The 22,848-nt window shown below is 72.7% G+C and carries 18 protein-coding genes and 1 pseudogene; 13 read left to right on the plus strand and 6 right to left on the minus strand.

Annotation, left to right across the window (positions count from 1 at the left end; all coding sequences use genetic code 11):
- Window positions 1–87: 87 nt before the first annotated feature.
- Together ACFYPN_RS02215 and ACFYPN_RS02220 are read right to left on the minus strand one after the other, a co-directional pair.
- Window positions 88–2,712, minus strand: a complete 2,625-nt coding sequence (locus ACFYPN_RS02215) for an ATP-dependent RNA helicase (protein ID WP_389296454.1) — start codon at window positions 2,710–2,712, stop codon at window positions 88–90.
- A gap of 304 nt (window positions 2,713–3,016) precedes the next feature.
- Window positions 3,017–3,829 carry a class I SAM-dependent methyltransferase gene (locus tag ACFYPN_RS02220; RefSeq protein ID WP_389296455.1) on the minus strand — a complete coding sequence of 271 codons (813 nt, stop codon included), beginning with the start codon at window positions 3,827–3,829 and terminating at the stop codon, window positions 3,017–3,019.
- Window positions 3,830–4,259: 430 nt separating this feature from the next.
- Here ACFYPN_RS02220 and rpsA point away from each other — a divergent pair, with 430 nt between their 5' ends.
- Window positions 4,260–5,774 (plus strand): 30S ribosomal protein S1, encoded by a 1,515-nt coding sequence (gene rpsA / locus ACFYPN_RS02225; protein ID WP_358759920.1) that lies wholly within the window; start codon window positions 4,260–4,262, stop codon window positions 5,772–5,774.
- Between the two features lie 205 nt (window positions 5,775–5,979).
- Here rpsA and ACFYPN_RS02230 read toward each other — a convergent pair whose 3' ends face one another.
- On the minus strand, window positions 5,980–6,990 hold the full coding sequence (locus ACFYPN_RS02230) for a right-handed parallel beta-helix repeat-containing protein (RefSeq protein ID WP_389296456.1): 1,011 nt from the start codon (window positions 6,988–6,990) through the stop codon (window positions 5,980–5,982).
- 518 nt (window positions 6,991–7,508) lie between these two features.
- Between ACFYPN_RS02230 and ACFYPN_RS02235 the strand changes: the two genes are divergently transcribed.
- The 4 genes from ACFYPN_RS02235 to ACFYPN_RS02250 all read left to right on the plus strand — a co-directional run bounded on the left by ACFYPN_RS02235 (window position 7,509) and on the right by ACFYPN_RS02250 (window position 11,214).
- Window positions 7,509–9,032, plus strand: coding sequence for a flavin monoamine oxidase family protein (locus ACFYPN_RS02235; protein WP_358759980.1), 1,524 nt, complete (start codon window positions 7,509–7,511; stop codon window positions 9,030–9,032).
- Between the two features lie 106 nt (window positions 9,033–9,138).
- A complete protein-coding gene (locus ACFYPN_RS02240) occupies window positions 9,139–10,077 on the plus strand; it encodes a PAC2 family protein (RefSeq protein WP_358759916.1) in 939 nt (312 codons plus the stop codon).
- Between the two features lie 96 nt (window positions 10,078–10,173).
- The gene (coaE, locus tag ACFYPN_RS02245; protein ID WP_358759914.1) at window positions 10,174–10,794 is read left to right on the plus strand and encodes a dephospho-CoA kinase; all 621 of its coding nucleotides are present in this window, start codon (window positions 10,174–10,176) and stop codon (window positions 10,792–10,794) included.
- A 51-nt stretch (window positions 10,795–10,845) separates the two neighbouring features.
- A complete protein-coding gene (locus ACFYPN_RS02250; RefSeq protein WP_327175157.1) occupies window positions 10,846–11,214 on the plus strand; it encodes a tetratricopeptide repeat protein in 369 nt (122 codons plus the stop codon).
- A gap of 46 nt (window positions 11,215–11,260) precedes the next feature.
- On the opposite strand, the gene ACFYPN_RS02255 is transcribed toward ACFYPN_RS02250, so the two are convergent.
- Together ACFYPN_RS02255 and ACFYPN_RS02260 are read right to left on the minus strand one after the other, a co-directional pair.
- Window positions 11,261–11,545, minus strand: a complete 285-nt coding sequence (locus ACFYPN_RS02255) for a DUF6343 family protein (RefSeq protein ID WP_358759912.1) — start codon at window positions 11,543–11,545, stop codon at window positions 11,261–11,263.
- A 176-nt stretch (window positions 11,546–11,721) separates the two neighbouring features.
- Entirely contained in the window at window positions 11,722–12,084 is a 363-nt protein-coding gene (locus ACFYPN_RS02260; RefSeq protein WP_358759910.1) for a hypothetical protein, read from the minus strand.
- A gap of 284 nt (window positions 12,085–12,368) precedes the next feature.
- On the opposite strand from ACFYPN_RS02260, the gene ACFYPN_RS02265 reads away from it, so the two are divergent.
- The 6 genes and pseudogenes from ACFYPN_RS02265 (at window position 12,369) to ACFYPN_RS02290 (ending at window position 19,892) form a co-directional block, all read left to right on the plus strand.
- Window positions 12,369–13,379: a slipin family protein gene (locus ACFYPN_RS02265; RefSeq protein WP_358759908.1), complete on the plus strand. Its 1,011-nt coding sequence runs from the start codon at window positions 12,369–12,371 to the stop codon at window positions 13,377–13,379.
- A 385-nt stretch (window positions 13,380–13,764) separates the two neighbouring features.
- Window positions 13,765–16,695, plus strand: coding sequence for a DEAD/DEAH box helicase (locus ACFYPN_RS02270; RefSeq protein ID WP_389296457.1), 2,931 nt, complete (start codon window positions 13,765–13,767; stop codon window positions 16,693–16,695).
- Complete coding sequence (locus tag ACFYPN_RS02275) at window positions 16,692–18,053, plus strand: SWIM zinc finger family protein (protein ID WP_389296458.1); 1,362 nt, start codon at window positions 16,692–16,694, stop codon at window positions 18,051–18,053. Before ACFYPN_RS02270 ends, ACFYPN_RS02275 begins: the two co-directional genes overlap by 4 nt.
- A gap of 105 nt (window positions 18,054–18,158) precedes the next feature.
- Window positions 18,159–18,890 carry a hypothetical protein gene (locus ACFYPN_RS02280; RefSeq protein WP_389296459.1) on the plus strand — a complete coding sequence of 244 codons (732 nt, stop codon included), beginning with the start codon at window positions 18,159–18,161 and terminating at the stop codon, window positions 18,888–18,890.
- A gap of 34 nt (window positions 18,891–18,924) precedes the next feature.
- Window positions 18,925–19,011, plus strand: a pseudogene (locus ACFYPN_RS02285).
- 512 nt (window positions 19,012–19,523) lie between these two features.
- A complete protein-coding gene (locus ACFYPN_RS02290; protein ID WP_389296460.1) occupies window positions 19,524–19,892 on the plus strand; it encodes a TMEM175 family protein in 369 nt (122 codons plus the stop codon).
- A gap of 9 nt (window positions 19,893–19,901) precedes the next feature.
- Here ACFYPN_RS02290 and ACFYPN_RS02295 read toward each other — a convergent pair whose 3' ends face one another.
- Window positions 19,902–21,113, minus strand: a complete 1,212-nt coding sequence (locus tag ACFYPN_RS02295; protein ID WP_389296461.1) for a pyridoxal phosphate-dependent aminotransferase — start codon at window positions 21,111–21,113, stop codon at window positions 19,902–19,904.
- 84 nt (window positions 21,114–21,197) lie between these two features.
- Here ACFYPN_RS02295 and ACFYPN_RS02300 point away from each other — a divergent pair, with 84 nt between their 5' ends.
- Both ACFYPN_RS02300 and ACFYPN_RS02305 read left to right on the plus strand, forming a co-directional pair.
- The gene (locus ACFYPN_RS02300; protein ID WP_389296462.1) at window positions 21,198–21,866 is read left to right on the plus strand and encodes a winged helix-turn-helix transcriptional regulator; all 669 of its coding nucleotides are present in this window, start codon (window positions 21,198–21,200) and stop codon (window positions 21,864–21,866) included.
- A gap of 37 nt (window positions 21,867–21,903) precedes the next feature.
- Window positions 21,904–22,551, plus strand: coding sequence for a uridine kinase (locus ACFYPN_RS02305; RefSeq protein WP_389296463.1), 648 nt, complete (start codon window positions 21,904–21,906; stop codon window positions 22,549–22,551).
- The last annotated feature ends 297 nt before the right edge of the window (window positions 22,552–22,848 follow it).

A 22,848-nucleotide genomic window follows, 5' to 3' on the forward strand; every position in this document is an offset into this window, starting at 1 on the left:
CCCGGTACGGGCGCGCGGCCGTACCGGCCTCCGTGCCGTACCGCTACCCGGCCTCCGTGCCGTACCGTTGCCGACCGCCCTGCCCGGTCACGGCCGCTGCTCCCGCTTCAGCCGCGCCGAGGTGAACCGGGTGGCGGCCACCGTCGTCGGATCCTCCGGCCACGGGTGACGGGGGTAGCGACCGCGCAGCTCCGCCCGGACGGCGCGATACCCCTCCCGCCAGAACGAGGCCAGATCCGCGGTCACCGCCGCCGGTCGCCCCGCCGGGGACAACAGGTGCACCAGCACGGGCACCCCGGCCACCGAGGGCGTCTCGGCCAGTCCGAACAGCTCCTGGAGCTTCACCGCGAGGACCGGCTGCTCACCGCCGTACTCCACCCGGATACGCGAGCCGCTCGGCACCTCGATGCGCTCAGGGGCCAGCTCGTCCAGCCGGGACGCCTCGCCGGTCGCCCACGGCAGCAGTCGGCGCAGCGCCTGTCCCGCGTCGATCCGCCCCAGATCCGCACGGCGTCGCGCGCGCGACAGCTCCGGCTCCAGCCACTCCGGCGCGCGCGACAGCAGCGCCTCGTCCGTCATCGCGGGCCACGGCGCACCCAGCGCCCCGTGCAGGAACGCCAGCCTGGCCCGCAACTGCTCGCTGTCCCGGGTCCACCGCAACAGCCCGGTGCCCTCCCGGCGCAGCCCCTCCAGGAGCGCGGTCCGTACCAGCTCCGGGGGAGGCTGCTTCAACGGACGCACCGCCAGCTCCACCGCCCCCAGCCGGTCCACCACGCGCGCCACCACGTCGCCGTCGCTCCAGCGGACCTCCTCGCCCCGGAACCGCAGATGCCCCGCGGCCAGCACCGCGGTCTCCTCGTCGATCACCGCGGCCAGCCGCACCCGGGCGGACGCGGCATGCGAGGGCCGGTCCGCCACCGCGACCGCGAGCCACGGCGAGCCGCGCAGGCCCGATCCGTCACGGAGTTCCGCCCCGGTCCCCGAAGCCATCAGGAACGCCTCACCGCCCCGGCCCCGCGCCACCCGTTCGGGGAACGCCAGTGCGGCCACCAGTCCGGCGGCGGCGTCGTCCGTGACCGGAGCGGCCCCGCCCGACGAACCGCTCCCCGACGAACCGCTCCCCGACGAACCGCTTCCTGACGAACCGCTCCCCGCCGAACCGCTTCCTGCCGAACCGCCCGCCGGCCCGTCCCCGGCCTCGGTCCCGCCGCCCAGCGAGGACGACAGCCGCCGCACCTCCTGGCGCCACCGTGCGGCGTATCCGTCGCCACCCCGGCGCGCGGTACGCAGGGCCGCCGCCAGATCGTCCCCGTACTCGCGGGGCGGCTCCTCGCTCAGCAGGGCCACCACCTCGGCCGCCCGACGCCCCCCGACCTCCCGGGCTCCGTCGACCAGGGCCCGCGCCAGCCGGGGATGGACACCGAGGCGGGACATCCGCGTACCGCGCCGGGTCACCCGCCCGTCCGCGTCCACCGCCCCGACGGCCGTCAGCACCTCGCGCGCCGCGCCCATCGCCCCTGCGGGCGGCGGGTCGAGCAGTGCGAGGTGCACGCCCCCGGGGTCGCCCCAGCACGCGGCCCGGAGGGCGAACGCCGCCAGGTCCGCGACCCGGATCTCCGGGGCCGGGAACCGGGCGAGCCACCCGTCCTCCGCCTCGGTCCAGCACCGGTACACCGCACCGGGAGCCTCCCGTCCGGCACGGCCGGCCCGCTGGCGTCCGGTCGCCTGCGATGCCCGCACGGTCGTCAGGGCACTCAGCCCCCGGGCGTGATCGGTCCTGGGCTCCCGGGCGAGGCCGCTGTCGACCACGACCCGCACCCCGGGCACGGTCAGCGAGGACTCCGCGACCGAGGTCGCCAGCACCACCCGCCGGCCCGCGCCGGTGCCTCCCGCCAGGACCGCGTCCTGCACGGCGGCGGGGGCCCGCCCGTGCACCTGGAGCACCTCCGCCCCGGCGCCCGCCAACTGTCCGGCGACCCGGGCGATCTCGCCGACACCGGGCAGGAAGCAGAGCACGTCGCCGTCCCGCTCCGCGAGTGCCCGGCGCACCACCGAGGCGACGTGCGCCAGCAGCGCCGGATCGACCCGCATCCCGTGCGGAGGCCGGACCGGGGTGGTGGGCGGCGACCAGACGACCTCCACCGGGTGGGAGATCCCGGTCGCCCCGACCACCGGGGCGTCGCCGAGCAGCCGGGCCCAGCCCTCCGCGTCGGTCGTCGCGGAGGCGGCGACCAGCCGCAGATCGGGGCGGAGCGTCTCCCGTACGTCCAGCAGGAAGGCGGCGGCGGTGTCCGCGTCGAGATGGCGTTCGTGGCACTCGTCGAGGATCACCACGTCGGTGCCGGAAAGCTCCTGGTCGCGCTGGAGGCGCTGGAGCAGCACCCCGGTGGTGACGACCTCGATCACCGTGTCCGGGCCGACCACCCGCTCACCGCGCACGGTGAAGCCGACGCGGCCCCCGGGCCGCTCGCCGAGGAGCCAGGCCATGCGGCGGGCCGCGGCGCGGGCGGCGATCCTGCGGGGCTCGGCGACCACGACCCGGCGCGGGGGCCCCTCGCCGGTCAGCCCGGCGAGGGCGAGCGGCACGAGGGTGGTCTTGCCGGTCCCCGGCGGCGCGCAGAGCACGGCCGCGCCCCGCTCGTCGAGTGCCCGGCGCAGGGCGGGCACGGCGGTGCGGACGGGCAGGTCGGCCAGCGCATCGGTTCGGATCACGCACCCAGTGTCGTACGGCCGCCCGTGCGCCCCCCCACCCCCGCACGGGGGAGCCACTTCCCCCACGCGGGGGAGGGCGTCCCGGGCAGTCCCCAGCAGCGTCGGTCCATGCCCGCTGCCCGCTGCCCGCTGCCCGCTGTCCGCTGTCTGTCAGTGTCTGTCCGTGTAAGTCCGTGTAAGTCCGTGCATGCCCGTGTCTTCCGGCTACCCGCAGACACGGCAGCAGCAGGTGGTGGCCGGCGATCGCAGTCGGGCAGAAGTGCGACACCGGCCCGGTCGGTCCCGCTCACCGACGAAGATCGCCTCAGTCCCGCTCACAGACGAAGATCGCCGTGCCGGGGATGAGGTTTCCGCGCAGCGGCGACCAGCCGCCCCACTCCTGGTGGTTCCACTCCGGCCACTCCGGTTCCACCAGGTCGACGAGGCGGAAGCCGGCCGTGACCACGTCGCGGACCCGGTCGCCCAGCGTCCGGTGGTGTTCCACGTAGACGGCCTCGCCCGACTCGTCCTGTTCCACGTAGGGGACGCGGTCGAAGTAGGACGCGGCGACGGAGAGGCCCTCCGGTCCCGGCTCGTCGGGAAAGGCCCAGCGGATCGGGTGGGTCACCGAGAAGACCCAGCGCCCGCCGGGCCGCAGCACCCGCCGCACCTCGCGGAAGACGCGGACCGGGTCGGCGACGAAGGGGACGGCCCCGTAGGCCGAGCAGGCGAGGTCGAAGGAGCCGTCCAGGAAGGGCAGCGCCCCGGCGTCCGCCTCCACCAGCGGCACCTCGTCCCCGATCCGCAGGGCGTGCTGGAGCTGCCGGTGGGAGAGGTCCAGGGCCACCGGACGGGCTCCCTGGGCCGCCAGCCAGCGGGAGCACTGCGCCGCCCCCGCGCCGATCTCCAGGACGTCGCGGCCCGCGAGTGCGGAGGTGGGGCCGAGCAGCCCGGCCTCCGCCTCGTCGAGCCCTTCCGGCCCCCAGACGAACCGGTCGTCGCTGAGAAACGCCCCGTGGTCGCTCTGGTACTCGTCCGCGTTCCGGTCCCACCAGCCGCGACTGGCCCGGCTGCTCTCCGTGTCGTCCGCCGCGCGGCGGGTCGCTTCGGGTTCGGTTCCGTAGGTCTCTTGGCTCATCGTGTCCGTCGTTGTAGTTTGCCTTTACCCCGCCGCGCGTGGCGGGGCGCGGGGAGGGTCCGTGTGGGTGTCCGCCGTGGGCGCCGGCTTCCGGCGACGCGTGTGCGAGCAATTCCCGGACCGTACACGGGCCCGACAGGACCTCGACGCGGCCGAGTTGTGCCGGATATGGCACCTTGTGCCCCGCGTGTGCGCCTTCGCGCATTGACCGTGTCCGGCTGCCCCCGTATGCTACAAGTTGCGCTGCGAGCCTGCGCGCCTCAGACCTAGCAGGCCGCGCTCGCGTCTGTTGCATGTCCCCTCGGTTGTCGAGGTGTCTCCCGGAGACGGGTCGGGCACTTTCCCGGCTGTCCGGCTTCTGCAGAGGCGATACGGGCTCACGGCGTAGCAGTACCTACGACTCACTGTCCGTACCGGAGCCCTTTCCCACATGACGAGCAGCACCGAGACCACCGCCACCACTCCGCAGGTTGCGGTCAACGACATCGGCGACGCGGACGCGTTCCTCGCGGCGATCGACGAGACGATCAAGTACTTCAACGACGGCGACATCGTTGAAGGTGTCATCGTCAAGGTCGACCGCGACGAGGTTCTCCTCGACATCGGTTACAAGACCGAAGGTGTCATCCCGAGCCGCGAGCTCTCGATCAAGCACGACGTCGACCCCAACGAGGTCGTCAAGGTCGGCGACGAGATCGAGGCCCTGGTTCTCCAGAAGGAGGACAAGGAAGGCCGCCTGATCCTCTCGAAGAAGCGCGCGCAGTACGAGCGTGCTTGGGGCACCATCGAGAAGATCAAGGAAGAGGACGGCATCGTCACCGGTACCGTCATCGAGGTGGTCAAGGGTGGTCTCATCCTCGACATCGGCCTCCGTGGCTTCCTGCCGGCGTCGCTCGTCGAGATGCGTCGCGTTCGCGACCTCCAGCCCTACGTGGGCAAGGAGCTCGAGGCCAAGATCATCGAGCTGGACAAGAACCGCAACAACGTGGTCCTGTCCCGCCGTGCCTGGCTGGAGCAGACCCAGTCCGAGGTTCGCCAGACGTTCCTCACCACCCTGCAGAAGGGTCAGGTCCGCTCCGGCGTCGTCTCCTCGATCGTCAACTTCGGTGCCTTCGTGGACCTGGGTGGCGTCGACGGTCTCGTCCACGTCTCCGAGCTGTCCTGGAAGCACATCGACCACCCGTCCGAGGTTGTCGAGGTCGGCCAGGAAGTCACCGTCGAGGTTCTCGACGTCGACATGGACCGCGAGCGTGTCTCCCTGTCGCTGAAGGCGACGCAGGAAGACCCGTGGCAGCAGTTCGCCCGGACGCACCAGATCGGTCAGGTCGTCCCCGGTAAGGTCACCAAGCTCGTTCCGTTCGGTGCGTTCGTGCGCGTCGACGAGGGCATCGAGGGCCTGGTCCACATCTCCGAGCTGGCCGAGCGCCACGTGGAGATCCCGGAGCAGGTCGTCCAGGTCAACGACGAGATCTTCGTCAAGGTCATCGACATCGACCTCGAGCGTCGTCGGATCAGCCTCTCGCTGAAGCAGGCCAACGAGTCCTTCGGCAGCGACCCGGCCTCGGTCGAGTTCGACCCGACCCTGTACGGCATGGCCGCGTCCTACGACGACCAGGGCAACTACATCTACCCCGAGGGCTTCGACCCCGAGACCAACGACTGGCTCGAGGGCTTCGAGTCGCAGCGTGAGGTCTGGGAGACGCAGTACGCCGAGGCGCAGCAGCGCTTCGAGCAGCACCAGGCCCAGGTCATCAAGTCCCGCGAGGCCGACGAGGCCGCCGCTGCCGAGGGCGCTGCTGCCCCGGCCGGCGCCCCGGCTGCCTCCGGCGGCAGCGGTGGTGGCGGCGGCTCGTACTCCTCGGAGTCGGCCGACAACTCCGGCGCCCTGGCGTCGGACGAGGCGCTCGCCGCCCTGCGCGAGAAGCTGGCCGGTGGCCAGAGCTGAAGCTCTGACCCTGGCAGCCGCTGACGGACAGCGGTAGCGGTAGTAGGTACGCACGAGGCCCGTCCCCTTCGGGGGGGCGGGCCTCACGCGTTTCCGCGGGAGGCCCGCCGGTGCGAGACCCGCCGGTACGAGACCCGCCGGTACGAGGGCCGCTGTACGAGCGCCCTCCGTGCGAGGCCGTCCGCGCGAGGCCCGTCCGTACGACTCAGGGAGTGACGGCGATGTTCGTCAGGCCCAGGCCGCCGGTCACCGTGTTGTCGGCGTACACGGTCGTGGTGCAGCCCGCCGTGTTCGCGGTGACGTTGATCGCCAGCCGGGGGGTGCCGACGGCGCCGGTGAGGTCCGAGTGGTTGCCCCGGAACACCGTGCCGCAGCCCCAGCCCGGCTGCTGGGTGTGGGTCTCGTAGCCGGTATTGGTCGTCCGGGAGCCGGTGTTGCCCTGGACGAGGACGCCGTTGCCCTTCACGTCGACCCATGAGTCGTCGTAGTTCGCCCCGGTGAGCCCGCTGCCGTCGAAGGTGTTGCCGATGATCCGGGCGCCGGTGGTGCCCTCCTTGATGTCGACGTTCTCGCCCCCGACCCCCGGACCGATGACGTTCTCGGCGATCAGGACCCGGTCGCTGTTGTCGGTGAGGTCGCCCGCGGTGCCGACGTAGACGCCCTCACCCATGCCGCGCCCGTCGTGACCGGTGTCGTAGATCCAGGAGTTCCGGATGACCCCGTCCTTGCTGGACGTCCGGAAGTGCACGCCCTCCATGTCGAGGTCGTGGACGGTCACCGAATCGATGACCACGCCGTTCGCGGAGTCGGTCACGATGCCCTTCTGGCCGCCGGTCACGGTGACGCCCCGCACGGTCCAGTAGGAGGCGCCGTTCAGGTACAGCCCGTAGCCGCCGCTCGAGGTGAGTACGGCCGCGGCCGAGCCGGTCAGGGTGATGCGGGCGTCGGCCGTGCCCGGGAGGGCCGCCTTGAAGTTGCCGGTGTAGACGCCGTCGGCGAGGCGGATCGTGTCGCCGGGCAGGGCTGCCACGAGCGCCGCCTTGAGCTGCTTCGCGGTGCTGACGTCGACGGTGCGGGCGTCGACGCTGGTGGCTCCGACGGTGGTGGCGGCCCCGGCGGGTCCGGCCGGGACGAGCGTGAGGCCGCAGGTGACGAGGGCGGCGGCGAGCAACGGTGCGAGGGAGGTGCGGGTTCGCGTGGAGGTGCGGGTGCGCATGGAGGTGCCTTCCCGGAGAGTCCAGTCTTCTCGTACGTGAATCGGGGGCGAGGATCTGTACGTGCTGCCCCGGGATGCCGGGGCCGTTCGTCCGGATCGCGCTGGCTCGCGTGCCCCGGTGTCGCGCCTCGCGGCGGTGCCGTCGGTCGACGACGCTTCCGGTCGACTCCCTCCTCCGCCCTGCGGCACACGGCCTCGGGCTCGTTCTCCGGCCCAGCCGGCGGGTCCGGTCCGGTCCAGCCTCATCCCGACGAGAGACGTTAGGGGCGCGCTCCGAGGAGCGTCAAGGTCTGGACCATTGCCCGAATATCGGTTCGCATTCTCCTGAGAGAGAAACGTGTGGGATACACGAGTAAATGACGACCCGTAACACGCACTTGCCAGGATCCCGGCATCACCAAGATCCACCGAGGAGCCGGGACATGACCTCTACATCCAGCACGCCGAACGGTGCAGCAGCCGGTTCGAGCCGTCGCAACTTCCTGCGCCAAGTCGGCCTCACCAGTGGCGCGGGCGCCATGTTCGCCACCATGGGGGCCCTCGGTCTGGCCCCCACGGCCCAGGCCGCGAGCCGTGAGCCCTCCTTCACGGCGCCCACCAAGGGCGATTTCAACCTGAAGGGCAAGGCGGCCGCGAAGGTCGTCATCGTCGGCGGCGGCATCGCCGGCCTCGCTTCGGCCTACGAGCTGCGCAAGGCGGGCTACGACTGCACGATCCTGGAGGCCCGGGGCCGCACCGGTGGCCGCAACACCACCATCCGGGGCGGCGACACGACCACCGACCTCTACGGGAACACGCAGACCGCGAAGTTCCACGAGGGGCAGTACATGAACGCAGGCCCCGGCCGGATCCCCCAGTGGATGGTCACGCTGGACTACTGTCGCGAACTCGGCGTACCGGTGGAGGTGTTCACCAACGTGAACGCCAACGCCTACATCTTCAACGAGCGCACCGGGATGAAGGCCCCGATGCGCTACCGCACCGCCAAGGCCGACATGTACGGCTATGTCTCCGAACTCCTCGCCAAGGCGACCGACATGGGAGCCCTGGACCGTCAGATCTCCGCCGACGACCAGGAGAAGCTCCTGGAGTTCCTGAAGGACTTCGGGGACATCGGCGACACCTTCGAGTACACCGGCAGCCCGCGGCGGGGCTACAGCATCGACCCCGCAGCCGTCGGTACACCGGGCGAGGTGCTCGGGGGCGTACCGACCGCCTCCGAGGTCTTCTCGACCAACGTGGGCCGCTACTTCTCCTTCGAGTTCGAGTACGACCAGGCCATGCTGATGTTCCAGCCCGTCGGCGGGATGGACCAGATACCCGCAGCCCTGACCCGGGCGATAGGCAGCCGCCACATCCGAACCGGCGCGGCCGTCACCGACATCAGGGACACCCCGCACGGTGTCACCGTCACCTACACCCAGGACGGCCGCACCCGCACCATCGACGCCGACTACTGCATTGCCGCGCTGCCCCCGAACATCCTGGCCAAGACCTCGCACAACCTCGGCTCCTCCGTCCAGACCGCGCTGGAGGGATGCAGGCCCTCCTCGGCCGGAAAGATCGGCCTGGAGTACAAGAACCGCTGGTGGGAGACCGACCACCGGATCTACGGCGGCATCACCGAGACCGACATGGACCTCTCCCACATCTGGTACCCGTCCTACGGTCACAACGGCGACCGCGGTCTGATCATCGGCTACTACAACACCGGTACCAACGCCGACTCCTACGCCGCCCTCGCCCCGAAGGACCGGGAGGCCCGCGCCCTCGCCCAGGGCGTCAAGATCCACGGCGAGAAGTACCGTACGGAGCTGGCCTCCTCCTTCTCGCACCACTGGCGCCAGACCCCCTACCTGGAGGCCGCCTGGCACTCGCTGTCCGGGGGTCCGGAGGCCGCGGCGTTCGCCCCGCTCAACAAGGCGGCCGGCCGCGTCTACTTCGCGGGCGACTACCTCAGCAACACCGACGCCTGGCAGCACGGGGCGTTCACCTCGGCCCGCAAGGCCGTGACCGCGCTGCACAGCCGCGTGCTCGCGTGACCTCCGCACCCGCGCTCGCGTAAACACCCGATGACGGGGCACGGACGGGGAATGTCCGTGCCCCCCTGGGCGTTCTCCTTTCGGAACACGAGGAGGAGCGGTAACTGTGCCTGATCCGCAGAGTCTGTACGAATGGGAGCCGAAGGGCCTGGCCGTCGTCGACATGGCGCTCGCCCAGGAGTCGGCCGGCCTGGTCATGCTCTATCACTTCGACGGGTACATCGACGCCGGTGAGACCGGCGAGCAGGTCGTCGACGGACTGCTGGAATCACTGCCCCACCAGGTCGTCGCCCGCTTCGACCACGACCGCCTCGTGGACTACCGCGCACGGCGCCCGCTGCTCACCTTCCGGCGCGACCGCTGGACGGCGTACGAGACCCCGACGCTGGACGTCCGGGTCGTCCAGGACGCCACCGGCGCCCCCTTCCTCCTGCTCTCCGGTCCCGAACCGGACGTGGAGTGGGAGCGTTTCGCCGCCGCCGTCGAGCAGATCGTCGAACGCCTCGGCGTCCGTCTCTCGGTGACCGTCCACGGCATCCCGATGGGAGTACCGCACACCCGTCCGGTCGGTCTCACCCCGCACGGCAACCGCGTCGACCTGATGCCGGGCCACAGCACCCCGTTCGACGAGGCGCAGGTCCCCGGTTCGGCCGCGGCACTCGTCGAGTACCGCCTGGCCGAGGCCGGCCACGACGTACTCGGCGTCGCCGCGCACGTCCCGCACTACGTCGCCCGGTCCGCCTACCCGGACGCGGCGCTCACCAGCCTCGAAGCCATCACCGCCGCCACCGGCCTGGTGCTGCCCACCGTCGCGCACACCCTGCGCACCGCCGCGCACCGCACCCAGACCGAGATCGACCGGCAGATCGGTGAGGGCGACGAAGAACTCGTCGCACTCGTCGAGGGACTTGAGCACCAGTACGACGCGCTCGCCGGCTCCGAGACCCGCGGGAACCTCGTCGCCGAACCGGTGGACCTGCCGTCCGCCGACGAGATCGGCCTCGAATTCGAGCGCTTCCTCGCCGAGCGCGAGGGCGACGCCTGACGACGGCGGTTCCGGCACACCGCGCGGGTGCGCCGGACCGCCGCCCGCCGCCACCGGGTGGGACGTGGGCCCACCCGGCCCCGTAGGCTGCCGCCCATGCTGAAAGTTGGCCTGACCGGCGGCATCGGTGCCGGCAAGAGCGAAGTGTCCCGGCTGCTCGTCCGGCACGGAGCGGTACTCATCGACGCCGACCGCCTCGCCCGCGAGGTCGTCGCCCCCGGAACGCCGGGACTCGCCGCCGTGGTGCGGGAGTTCGGCACCGGCGTGCTCCGCGAGGACGGCAGCCTGGACCGGCCCGCCCTCGGCGCGATCGTCTTCGCCGACAGCGACCGCCTCGCCTCCCTCAACGCCATCGTGCACCCCCTGGTCAGGGACCGGACCGCCGAACTGGAGCGCGCCGCCGGACCCGGGTCCGTGGTCGTCAACGACGTCCCGCTGCTCACCGAGAACGGCCTCGCCCCCCTCTACGACCTGGTCGTCGTTGTGGACGCCACCCCCGCCACCCAGCTCGACCGGCTCGTCCGGCTGCGCGGCATGACGGAGGCGGACGCCCGCGCTCGGATGGCGGCCCAGGCCACCCGTGAGGAGCGGCTCGCGGTCGCCGATCTCGTCGTGGACAACGACGGCCCCCTCGCGGACCTGGAACCGCAGGTGCGGAAGGTGTGGGACGAGCTGTCCCGGCGGGCGGCCGCCGGTCCCGCGCGGCCCACGGAATAGCGCGGCCACGCACGACGTTGGAAACGGCCGAGCGAAGGGAAGGATCCGACCGTGCCCGAACGGAACCCGGAAACCCATGTGATCGACTTCCGCGCCGCCGAGCAACTGCTGGCCGCGCGTGACCCCCAGGGGGCGGTGAAGCTCCTCGACTCGGTGATCGCCGCCCACCCGGAGAACACCGCCGCCCGGCTGCTGCGGGCCAGGGCCTTCTTCGCTGCCGCCCAGCTCCGCCCCGCCGAGTTGGAGTTCGAGCTGGTGCTGGAGCGTGAACCGGACAACGCCTTCGCCCACTTCGCGCTGGCCCGCACCTTCCAGCGGGCCGGCCGGCCGGAGCAGGCCACCCGCCACTTCCGGCTCGCCGCCGCCCTCGACCCGAACCCGGAGTACCTGACCGCCGCGCGCTTCGACAGCCGCGACTGAGAGGGCGCGCCCCGGCCGGACGGTCAGGCCGGGGCGCACCCGGGGTTCAGGTCCACGGCCGGTGCGTCCGCCCGTCGACGTGGTCGGGTTCGTACGGCGGGACCTCCCTGCCCGGCTGGAAGTGGGGGCCCTGGTGCATCCGGTGGACGATCACCGCGAAGTCCGCCGCGGTCACCGCCAGCAGCACGCCGCAGGCCGCCGCCCAGCCCGGACGATCGGCGACCGAGAACGCGACCACCCCGAACAGGGTCCAGGCGACGCCCCAGAGACTCAGCCAGAGCCGCATGCGCAGCGGACTGCGCGCGGTCACGGGTTCACTGCCGGTACGCATGTCGCATCACCTCACGTCCAGCATGGACCCGAGCCGTCCTGAGTGCGGAGGGCCGGAGGGCTGTTCGTGACGGATTGCCGCGCGGCGTGAGGCCGCGGGCTCTCCGCCGGCGCGCCGAGGGTACGGGCGGAGGGTACGGCGGGGGAGGACACTGCGGGCGCGCACCGGCCCGCAGGTCAGTGCACGAGGGTGTAACTGCGCCACACGGGGGTGCTCGGCGCGTGCTGGTCGGTGAGCCGGGTCGAGAGATAGGTGCTGCCCTTGCCGGTGCAGTCGCGTGAGCGGTAGAGAACCATGTCGATGAGGGTGTTGTTGTCGACCGTCTTCGCGCCCCCGGGCAGCTGGTGGCAGCCCCGTACCAACGGACTGTTCTCCATGACCTCGACGTCGCGCTCGGTGGTGTAGATGACGGGTCCGACCGCCGTGCGGCCGAGACCCGAGCAGCCCGAGGCCCCCAGCGCGGTGAGAGCCAGCAGGACGGCCCCCACGGCGACGCGGGGACGGCGGAGGCGGCGGTGGAGCGTCGCTGTGACGGACATGGGCGGGTCCTCGTCTGCTCGTCCGGATCGTCAGGGTGGTGCGGAACTGCGGGACCGGCGCGGCGGCACCGGCCCGGAGGTGCCGGTACGGACGTTCCGTCATTCCGTACGGGCGCATGCCACGCTGCCCGCTCCGGCGCGCCCCGGCACCCGGGGAGGGCCGACCGGGCGACATCCGGGGCAGTCCGGGGTTCCACTGCGGTGCGAAAAGGGCATAACGTGTTAATAGGCAACTGTTCCGTCCCGGTGCCGTTGTGTGCCGTAGCCAGTGGCAGGGGGCCGTCATGGTCCAAGTGCTAGTGATCGCGATCGTCGCGGTGCTCGCCGTCTGCGGTCTGTTCGCAGTCGCGGGGGTCCGCGTCGTCAGACAGTACGAGCGAGGGGTGGTGCTCCGGCTCGGCCGGCTCCGCAACGAGATCAGGGGACCCGGACTCACGATGATCGTCCCCGGGGTTGACCGGCTCCGAAAGGTCAACCTGCAGATCGTCACGATGCCGGTGCCCGCCCAGGACGGGATCACCCGGGACAACGTGACCGTCCGGGTGGACGCGGTCATCTACTTCAAGGTGATCGACGCGGCGAGTGCGGTCATCCAGGTCGAGGACTACCGCTTCGCGGTCTCGCAGATGGCGCAGACCTCGCTCCGTTCCATCATCGGCAAGAGCGATCTGGACGATCTGCTGTCCAACCGCGAGAAGCTCAACGAGGGCCTGGAACTGATGATCGACAGCCCGGCCGTCGGCTGGGGCGTCCAGATCGACCGGGTCGAGATCAAGGACGTCTCCCTGCCGGAGACGATGAAACGCTCCATGGCCCGGCAGGCCGAGGCCGACCGTGAGCGCCGTGCCCGCGTCATCAACGCCGACGCCGAACTCCAGGCATCGAAGAAGCTGGCCGAGGCCGCGGGCCAGATGTCCGCACAGCCGGCGGCCCTCCAGCTCCGGCTGCTGCAAACGGTGGTCGCGGTGGCGGCCGAGAAGAACTCCACGCTGGTGCTCCCCTTCCCGGTGGAGCTGCTCAGGTTCCTCGAACGGGCCCAGCAACCGCAGGCGGGCGACGGACAGCCGCGCCCGGTCGCCCCTGCCGCACCGCCCGCCACGCCGCCCGCCGCCTCGTCCGCCACCCCGAACGGGCAGCAGCCCGTGACGGCGCGCGGCGCCGACGGGGGCACCCCGCCGGACCCGGCCGCCCGGCCGCACCCCTCACCGCCGCCCCGGTACGCCGCCCGCCCACGCCCGGAGCCGCCCGCCGACGCCGGTGCCCAGCCCCGGTCGGACCGGCTCACCCGGCATTAGGCCGTGTCTGGCACCCCCCAGCTGAGGCCGCCCGGAACTGAGGTCCGGGCGGCCTCACCCTGCTGTACCTCCCGGGGAGGCCGCCCACGCCGGGCCGCCCGACGATCGGCACCCCGTGCCGTACCCGTCGCGTGCCCGTCGCGTGCCCGTATCGGTGTACCGATCCGGCACCCTCCGCCCCTTCGCCGTCGCACACCGCACCCGCCCCTTGACCCGTCCCCCGGCTCGTACGTGGCCCGAATCCCCGCTGACCTGGCCCGATAGCGGTGGCGTCCGGCTGTGTCGGACCGCCCGCCTAGACTCGACGGAGCCGGGAACGACACCGGCGGCGACATCAGGACGGGGCGCGGGCGCGCCCGGACGAGAGCGGGAGGGGGTGGGAGGTATGGCGGTGCGAACCCTGTCCGACACGGACACGGGCCGCCTGCTGCGGCGCGCGGCTGTCTTCCTGCCCGCCGCCCTTCCTCGGGACGGACGGATCGCCTTCTGGGACCCCGACGGCAGCGGCTGGGACCCGGCGGACCACCTGGTCGGCGCCGGGGGAGCGGAGCCCGGGGAGCCCCGCAGCGGTGCGGCGCCGGTCGTCGCGGAGGTCACCGTCGTGCGCGCCCACGGCACGCAGGGGGTCCAGCGCCGCCAGGTGCCCGCACTGCTGGTGCCGGTGGCGGACGCCGTACCGCTCCTCGCGGGGGCCCGGCACCTGCCGACCGCCCACCCGTCCACCCGCTGCTGGGGAGCGGCCGCCCTGCACGCCCTGAACCTCGTGGCGCGCGGACGGATGCTCCCCGGGCTGACGCCCGAGGACCACGACGCCTGGCGGGCGGGCCCCCGCGACGCCACGGACGTCGCCCATCTGCGGGCCGTGGCCGCGGCCCTCCCGCCCGAGGGGTACGCGGTACCCCTGCCCGACACGGCCCCACCGCGCCTCGCCGATCCCGAGTTCCTCGTCGGGGCGTTCCTGGACGCGGTCGCCGACACCCTGCCCCGGACCCCCGCCGCGGCCTTCGCCTCGGGACCGCCGTTCGCGGCCCGGGAGGCGCAGCACCTTCCCGGCGTCGCCGCCTGGGCCGTGGAGGTCGCCGCCGGGCTCGACGCCGGCGTCCAGATCTCGCTCCGGCTCGACCTGTCCGCCTTCGAACTCTTCGACAGTTCGGACAGCCATGCCCCCGAAGGCATGTCCGGCGGCCCGGACGACCCCGCCGTCCGCCACGCCGCAGCAGCCGTCGTCCAGGTGCACAGCCTCGCCGACCCCACCCGGGTCACCGACGCGGCAGCCCTCTGGGACGGCCTCGCGGGCGAGCCGTTCGGGCCGCGCGCCCGGGTCGACACGGTGCTCGCGCTGCGCCGGGCCGCCCGGGCGTGGGCGCCGCTGGAGCGCCTCCTCGACCAGCCCGTCCCCGACGTGCTCGCCCTCACCGAGGACGAGCTGTACGAGCTGCTGGGCGCGTCCGGGGCCCGCCTCGCGGACCTCGGCGTCAGCCTCCACTGGCCGCGCGAACTCGCCCGCTCGCTCACCGCGTCCGCGGTCGTCCGTCCCGCCCCGGGTTCGGCCACCGACGGCACCTCCTTCTTCGACGCGGAGCGCCTCTTCGCCTTCGACTGGCAGCTCTCCCTCGGCGACGAGCCGCTGACCGAGGCCGAGATGGACCGCCTCGCCGAATCGCACCGGCCGGTGGTGCGGCTGCGCGACCAGTGGGTGGTCGTCGACCCCGGCCTCGTCCGCAAGGCACGCAAGCGGGAACTGGGTCTGCTGGAGCCCGTCGAAGCCCTCGCCGTCGCCCTCACCGGAAGCGCCGAGCTCGACGGTGAGCAGGTGGAAGCCGTCCCGACCGGCGCCCTCGCCGCGCTGCGCTCCCGCATCCTCACCGAGGACACCGTCCTCCCGCCGCCGCCAGGTCTGCGGGGCACGCTCCGCGACTACCAGCTGCGGGGTCTGACCTGGCTCGACCGGATGACCTCGCTCGGCCTCGGCGGCTGCCTCGCCGACGACATGGGCCTCGGCAAGACGATCACCGTGATCGCGCTCCACCTCCACCGTGCCCACCCGGCGCCGACCCTGGTGGTCTGCCCTGCCTCGCTGCTCGGCAACTGGCACCGCGAGATCAACCGCTTCGCCCCCGGGGTGCCGGTCCGCCGCTTCCACGGCACGGACCGCACCCTCCCCGGCGAAGAGGCCGGATTCGTGCTGACCACCTACGGCACGATGCGATCCAGCGCGGAGCAGCTCGCCGGGCACGACTGGGGCCTGGTCGTCGCCGACGAGGCACAGCACGTGAAGAACCCGCACTCCTCCACGGCCAAGGCGCTGCGGACCATCCCCGCCCCCGCCCGGGTCGCGCTCACCGGCACCCCGGTGGAGAACAACCTCTCCGAGCTGTGGGCGCTCCTCGACTGGACCACCCCCGGGCTGCTCGGCCCCCTCAAGGCGTTCCGGTCCCGGCACGCGCGCGCCGCGGAGAACACCGGTACGGCCGCGGGCATGGGAAACGACGAGGCCGTCGAACGTCTCGCCCGGCTGGTCCGCCCCTTCCTGCTGCGCCGCAAGAAGTCCGACCCCGGCATCGCCCCCGAACTCCCGCCCAAGACGGAGACCGACCATCCCGTCTCCCTCACCCGGGAGCAGGCCACGCTCTACGAGGCGGCGGTCCGCGAGACGATGGCGCGGATCGAGGCATCGGAAGGGATCGCCCGGCGTGGCCTGATCATGAAGCTGCTCGGCTCCCTCAAGCAGATCTGCAACCACCCGGCCCAGTATCTGAAGGAAGCCGCCCCGCGCCTGGACGGCCGCTCCGGCAAGCTCGCCCTCCTCGACGAGCTGCTCGACACCATCCTGTCCGAGGACGGGTCCGTGCTGATCTTCACCCAGTACGTCTCGATGGCCCGGCTCCTCTCCGCCCACCTCGCCGCCCGCGCCGTCCCCTCGCAACTGCTGCACGGCGGCACCCCGGTGGCCGAGCGCGAACGCATGGTGGACCGCTTCCAGCAGGGTGAGGTACCGGTTTTCCTGCTCTCCCTCAAGGCCGCCGGCACCGGCCTCAACCTCACCCGTGCCGCCCATGTCGTGCACTACGACCGCTGGTGGAACCCGGCGGTGGAGGAGCAGGCCACCGACCGTGCGTACCGCATCGGGCAGACGCAGCCCGTGCAGGTGCACCGGTTGATCGCCGAGGGCACCGTCGAGGACCGCATCGGCGAGTTGCTGGAGTCCAAGCGCGCCCTCGCCGACGCGGTGCTCGGTGAGAGCGGCGAGAGTGCGCTGACCGAACTGAGCGACCGCGACCTCGCCGACCTCGTCGCGCTCCGGAGGCCCGCATGAGCCCCGGCCCCGGCGCCCGTATCCCGGACGCCCGTACCGTCGGCGCCCGCGGCCCCGGGGTCCGTACGCCCGTGGGTCGGGCCGGGAGCCGTGCTCCCGCCGCCCGGCCGGGCCCGGACGGGTTGCGCCGGACCTTCGAGGCGGTCCCCGCCCGCACCTCCGCCGAAGGCGAGCCCTTCGCGGACAGCTGGTGGGGCCGCGCCTGGGTGGACGCCCTGGAAGGGCTCTCGCTGGACGAGGGGCGCCTCGCCCGGGGCCGCGCGTACGCGGACTCGGGCCATGTCGCGGCGATCACCGTCACCCCCGGCCGGGTCGTCGCGTACGTGCACGGCAGCAGGCCCCGCCCGTACCGCGCGGAGATCCGTCTCCGCGTCTTCACCGAGAGCGGCTGGGACACCCTGCTGGACGCGGTGGCCGCCCGCCCCGGGCACTTCTCCGCCCTGCTGGCCCGGACCATGCCGCACGCCCTGGTCGACACCGCCGAGGGTGCCGGGGTCCGGCTGCTGCCGGCCGTCGACGACCTCGACCCCACCTGCTCCTGCCCCGACCGGGCGCTGCCCTGCAAACACGTTGCTGCGCTCTGCTACCAGACGGCCCGTCTCCTCGACACCGATCCGTTCGTCCTGCTGCTCCTGCGCGGGCGCGGTGAACGCGAACTCCTCGACGAGCTCGCCCGGCGCAACGCCGAGCACGCCGCCCGCGAGCGCCCGGAGGCTCCCGAGGCGCCCTCCGTAGCCGCCCGGGAGGCGCTCGCCGAGCGCTATCTGCCGCCGTTGCCGCCCCCGCTGCCCGTGCCCACTCTTCCCGGCAGGCCGCCCGCCTACCCCGAACTCCCCGGCTCCCGCGATCCGTTGGCGCTGGACCAGCTCGCCACCGACGCGGCGGCCCGCGCCCACGCGATCCTCACCACCGGCCGCGACCCGCTCGCCGGACTGAGCGCCTGGCAGGACGCCGTGCGGCTGGCCGCCGCCGGACCCACAGCAGGGCTCACCGCCACCACCCGGGCCCTCTACCGCGAGCTCGCGTACGCCACCGGCCGCAACACCACCGACCTCGCGCGCGCCGTGGCCGCCTGGCGGCAGGGCGGCGCGGAGGGTCTTGCCGTCCTGGAAACCCCCTGGGACCCGCCGGCCGGCCCCTTCGACCGGGCCCGGCCGGCCCTGGCGGCGGCGGACTTCCCCCGCTTCACGCCCTGGCGCAACCACCTCACCCACCCCGGCGGCGCACTCCAGCTCCGCTTCGGCCGTGACAACCTCTGGTACGGCTACGAGGCCGACCCCGGCAGCGAGGACTGGTGGCCCCGCGCCATGCCGGGCACGGACCCGGTGGGCGTCCTGCTGGCGCTGCTCGGCCGCTGAGCGGCACGTCGGCGAGGTGGCGCGGCGACGTGGCGTGGCGAGGTGGCGACAGCAGTGCGCAAAACCCCTGGAGACAAGCCTGTTGCCGGTGCTGACTTCCCGGACGTGGCGAAACTCAATCAGATCATCGCGGTCGAGAAGGGCGTCAAGTCCAAGGCCCACCAGGACCTCACCGCGGCCCATCACGGCCTGCAGAAGCCCGGGTTGCTGGCCGGGCTCTCCCGTACGTACCAGCCGAAGGACGAGGAGGGGGAGCAGCTCCCGCCCGAGTCGACGCTGGTGCAGGTCAAGGCCGAGGACGTGCTGCGGGACACCGCCGCGGCGCTGACCCGCCTCTTCGACGTGACCGCCACCAAGGACTGGGCGAACTGCGCGGCCCGTGCGGACGTCGCGGTCGACGGGCGGGTGCTCGTCGCGGACGCCCCGGTCTCCTACCTCCTCTTCCTGGAGAAGCAGCTCACCGACATCGGCACCTTCGTCCGCAAGCTGCCGGTGCTGGACGCTTCCGAGGCGTGGGCGCAGGACCCGTCGACCGACTCGTGGAAGACCGAGCCGGTCCGCACCCTCCGTACGAAGAAGGTGCCCCGCAACCACGTGAAGGCGGAGGCGACCGAGAAGCACCCGGCGCAGGTCGAGGTGTACTACGAGGACGTGCCGATCGGTTACTGGACGACGGTGAAGTTTTCCGGCGCCCTCCCCGCCCGCCGTGTGCGGGAGCTGACGGAGCGGGTGGAGAAGCTCCAGCAGGCCGTGAAGTACGCCCGTGAGGAGGCCAACGCGGCCGAGGTCACCGACCAGAGGGTGGGTGACGCGGTATTCGGTTACCTCTTCGGGTGACCGACCATGGATTCCCCGGCCACGGACGACCGCGGCCGGGGTGCGCGAGGAGCGCAAGCTGAAACTGAGGCTTGTCGTGACGGACGCGGTTCCAGTGGAGGTTCGAGTCCTCCCTCCGGCACTTCCGGATCGTCTTCCCGCCTGGCGGCGGGGCGGTGGACCCGGAACACACCAGCTCCCGGCCGGAGTGGCCCAACAGGCAGAGGCAGACCGCGATCAATCTCAGACTCTTGCTCCAGACTCAGCATGGGCCGCCGATCGCCGGATCGACCGGGCCAGGGCCCAGCGACGTCGAAATGCCAGTTCGAATCTGGCCCGCAGAGCTCGATCTGCGGTGGTCCAAAGGCAGGACTCGACGACATCACGACTGACCCTGGTCCTTAAACGTGCCGGCGTGCGACGAAGGCGGCACCCACAGGGCCCGGAGGCCGGCTACGCCTCCGGGCCCGCTCGCGTTCTCCGCTGCCCTCCCCGGGAGCGGCCCTCCACCGGAGCGGCGCCCCCACGGGAGAGGCCCTCCACCGGAGCGGCGCCCCCACGGGAGCGGCCCTCCAACGGGACGCGGCAGCCCCGGGGTGCCCGCCATCGGCGTCATCCGGCACCGCACCCCAGCGGCGCGGGGAAGCTGACCGGGTGAGTGACGAGCGGGCACGGACGGAGGGCGCCGGGAGCGCGGACCGGCTGACCGCCCTGTCCGACGGGATCTCCGCGATCGCCATGACCCAGCTGGTGCTCGACATCAGGGTGCCCCCGGGCCCGGCCGACGACGGCTTCCGCCACGCGCTGCGCGACGCGCTCCCCGACCTCGGCGCCTACGCGCCGAGCTTCGATCCGGCGGTGCGGAACACCGTCCGGCCGGTCTCCACGGACCTCTGGACGACGGCGCTGGACTTCGGCGTGTCCGTCCCCCTCGCCCTCGTCGCGCGGCCGGTCGTCGCGCTCTGGTTCCGCCCGGCCGTCGTCCCGCTCAGAGGGCTGGTACGCCGCAGGGGCGCCTCCTGACGCGCGGGCTCACTGCCGGTACCCCTCCAGGAACCGCCCGATGCGGCTGATCGCGGCGTCGAGGTCGTCGACGTGCGGCAGCGTCAGGATGCGGAAGTGGTCGGGCCGGGGCCAGTTGAACCCGGTGCCCTGGACCACCTGGATCTTCTCCCGGAGCAGCAGATCGAGCACGAACCGCTCGTCGTCGACGATTCTGTGCACCTTCGGATCGATCCGGGGGAACGCGTAGAGGGCCCCCTTCGGCTTCACGCACGACACGCCGGGAATCTCGTTCAGTTTCTGCCAGGCCCGGTCGCGCTGCTCGTGCAGCCGGCCGCCCGGGGCGACCAGTCCACGGATCGTCTGCCGTCCGCCGAGCGCGGCCTGGATGGCGTACTGCGCGGGGGCGTTGGCGCACAGCCGCATGGAGGCCAGCGTGGAGAGACCTTCGAGGTAGCCGCGCGCGTGCGCCTGCGGTCCGGAGACCACCAGCCACCCCGAGCGGAAGCCGGCGACCCGGTACGTCTTCGACAGTCCGCTGAAGGTGAGGGTGAGCAGGTCCGGGGCGAGGGCCGCGACCGGGTGGTGCACCGCGTCGTCGTAGAGGATCTGGTCGTAGATCTCGTCGGCGTAGACCAGCAGTCCGTGCCGGCGGGCCAGAGCGAGGATGCCCTCCAGGGTCTCCTTCGAATAAACCGCGCCGGTCGGGTTGTTGGGGTTGATGATCACCACGGCCCTGGTGCGGACGGTGATCTTCGAGGCCATGTCGGCAAGGTCCGGGTTCCAGTCCGACTGCTCGTCGCAGGTGTAGTGGACGGCCTTGCCGCCGGCGAGGGTGATCACCGCCGTCCAGAGCGGGTAGTCGGGGCTCGGTACGAGCACCTCGTCGCCGTCCTCCAGGAACGCCTGGACGGCCATGGAGATCAGCTCGGAGACGCCGTTGCCGAGGAAGATGTCGTCCACGTCGACGTCCGGCAGTCCCATCGCCTGGTAGCGCTGGGCCACTGCGCGGCGGGCGGACAGGATGCCGCGCGAGTCGGTGTACCCGTGCGCCTGGGGGAGCATCCGGATCATGTCCTGGACGATCTCCTCGGGCGCCTCGAAGCCGAAGAGCGCGGGGTTGCCGGTGTTGAGGCGGAGCACGCTGTGACCCGCCTCCTCCAGCGCGTTCGCCTGCTCGATGACCGGTCCGCGGATCTCGTAACAGACCTCGTCGAGCTTGCTGGACTGCCGGAACTCCATGCGGTTCCTCCCCTGCCGATTGCGATACTTGGTTTTACCAAGCCGGACCTTGGAAAGTCCAACAACATGTCTAGACTGCGTCGTATGCCACGTCAGCAGCAGCCAGCAGCGCCCCCCGTACGCCGACGCAGTTACGACCAGTTCTGCGCCACCGCCCGAGCCCTGGACTCCGTCGGAGACCGGTGGACCCTGCTGATCGTCCGTGAACTGCTGGCCGGACCGCGCCGCTACACCGACCTGCACGCGGACCTGCCGGGCGTCAGCACGGACGTCCTCGCCTCCCGCCTCAAGGACATGGAACAGGGCGGACTCGCCCTGCGTCGCAAGCTGCCGCCCCCGGCCGCCGCCTCGGTCTACGAACTCACCGCCCGGGGACGGGAACTGCTGCCCGTCCTCAGCGCACTCGCCCGGTGGGGCGCGCCCGCCCTGGAGGAACGCCGCCCCACCGACGCCGTCCGCGCCCACTGGTTCGCCCTCCCGCTGCGCCGTTCACTGGCCGCGACGGCCCACTCGGGTGTGGTCGAAGTGCACCTGGACGAGGGCGAGTTCCACGTACGCACCGGCTCCGTGGCAGCGGGCGAGGAGGTCTACGGCTACGGCGGCGACCCCCGCGCCGACGCCCGCATCGTCCTGGACGCCGGACTCTGCCTGGCCCTGGGCCGGGACGAAACTACCTTCGCGCAGGCGGTGGAGGACGGCCGGATCGAGGTGCACGGCGAGAGCCCGCTCGCCACGGAACTGCGCGGGGACTGACCGGCCGGGCGGCCGGGCGCCGGTGGATGATGGACGGGTGCGACTCGAAGCGATCACCTGGGACCGGCTGGCGGAGGCGTTTGCCGCGCGCGCCGACGGACTGAGCCCGGGAGGCGGTGGGCGGTGGCTCAGGATCGGCGTCGACGGCGCCCCCGCCGCCGGCACCGGCCCACTGGCCGAACGCCTCGCCGAGGCCCTGCGGCTGCGCGGACGCGCGGTACTCGTCGTGCCCGCAGAAGGATTCCTGCGCCCGGCGAGCCTGCGGTACGAGTACGGCAGGCGGGACCCCGACTCGTACGCGCAGGGCTGGTTCGACACCGGGGCGCTCTGGCGCGAGGTATTCGGCCCGCTGGAGCCGGGCGGCAGCGGACGGGTCCTGCCCGACCTCTGGGACCCGGTGACCGACCGGGCCACCCGCAGCCCGTACCACCTGCTCCCCGAGGGCGGAGTGCTGGTGCTGCACGGGCCGTTGCTGCTGGGGCAGTGGTACCCGTTCGACCTCTCGGTCCATCTGCGGCTCTCGCCGGGCGCGTTGCGGCGGCGCACGGACGAGCAGGACCGGTGGACCCTGCCCGCCTTCGCCCGGTACGAGGACGAGACCGCCCCCGCCGACCATGCCGACGCCGCCGTCCGCGCGGACGACCCCCGCCACCCGGCGTGGACGGGAATCCGCGAGAAGGGGTGACTCCCGGTCGCGCACCCGGCACCCTCGGCGGCCCGCACGGGGGCGCCGGTGCGCGCGGAGTCGCGGGATTGTGACGGTCACCCTCACCCGGGGGAGAAGTGGTGAGGACCGGATCATGAGCGGCAATTTCTCCACCGCTCCGGTTTTCGGACGATAAAATGCCGCCCTTGTGTCCGTTTTCCCGGGACCCCCGGTTCGCGGCGGGGGGGGGGGGGGGCCCCGCCCGCCCCCCCCCCCCCCCCCCCCCCCCCCCCCCCGCCCCCCCCCCCCCCCCCCCCCCCCCCCCCCCCCCCGTAC

The sequence above is a fragment of the Streptomyces sp. NPDC005576 genome, from assembly GCF_042871745.1.
Classification (GTDB): Bacteria; Actinomycetota; Actinomycetes; order Streptomycetales; family Streptomycetaceae; genus Streptomyces.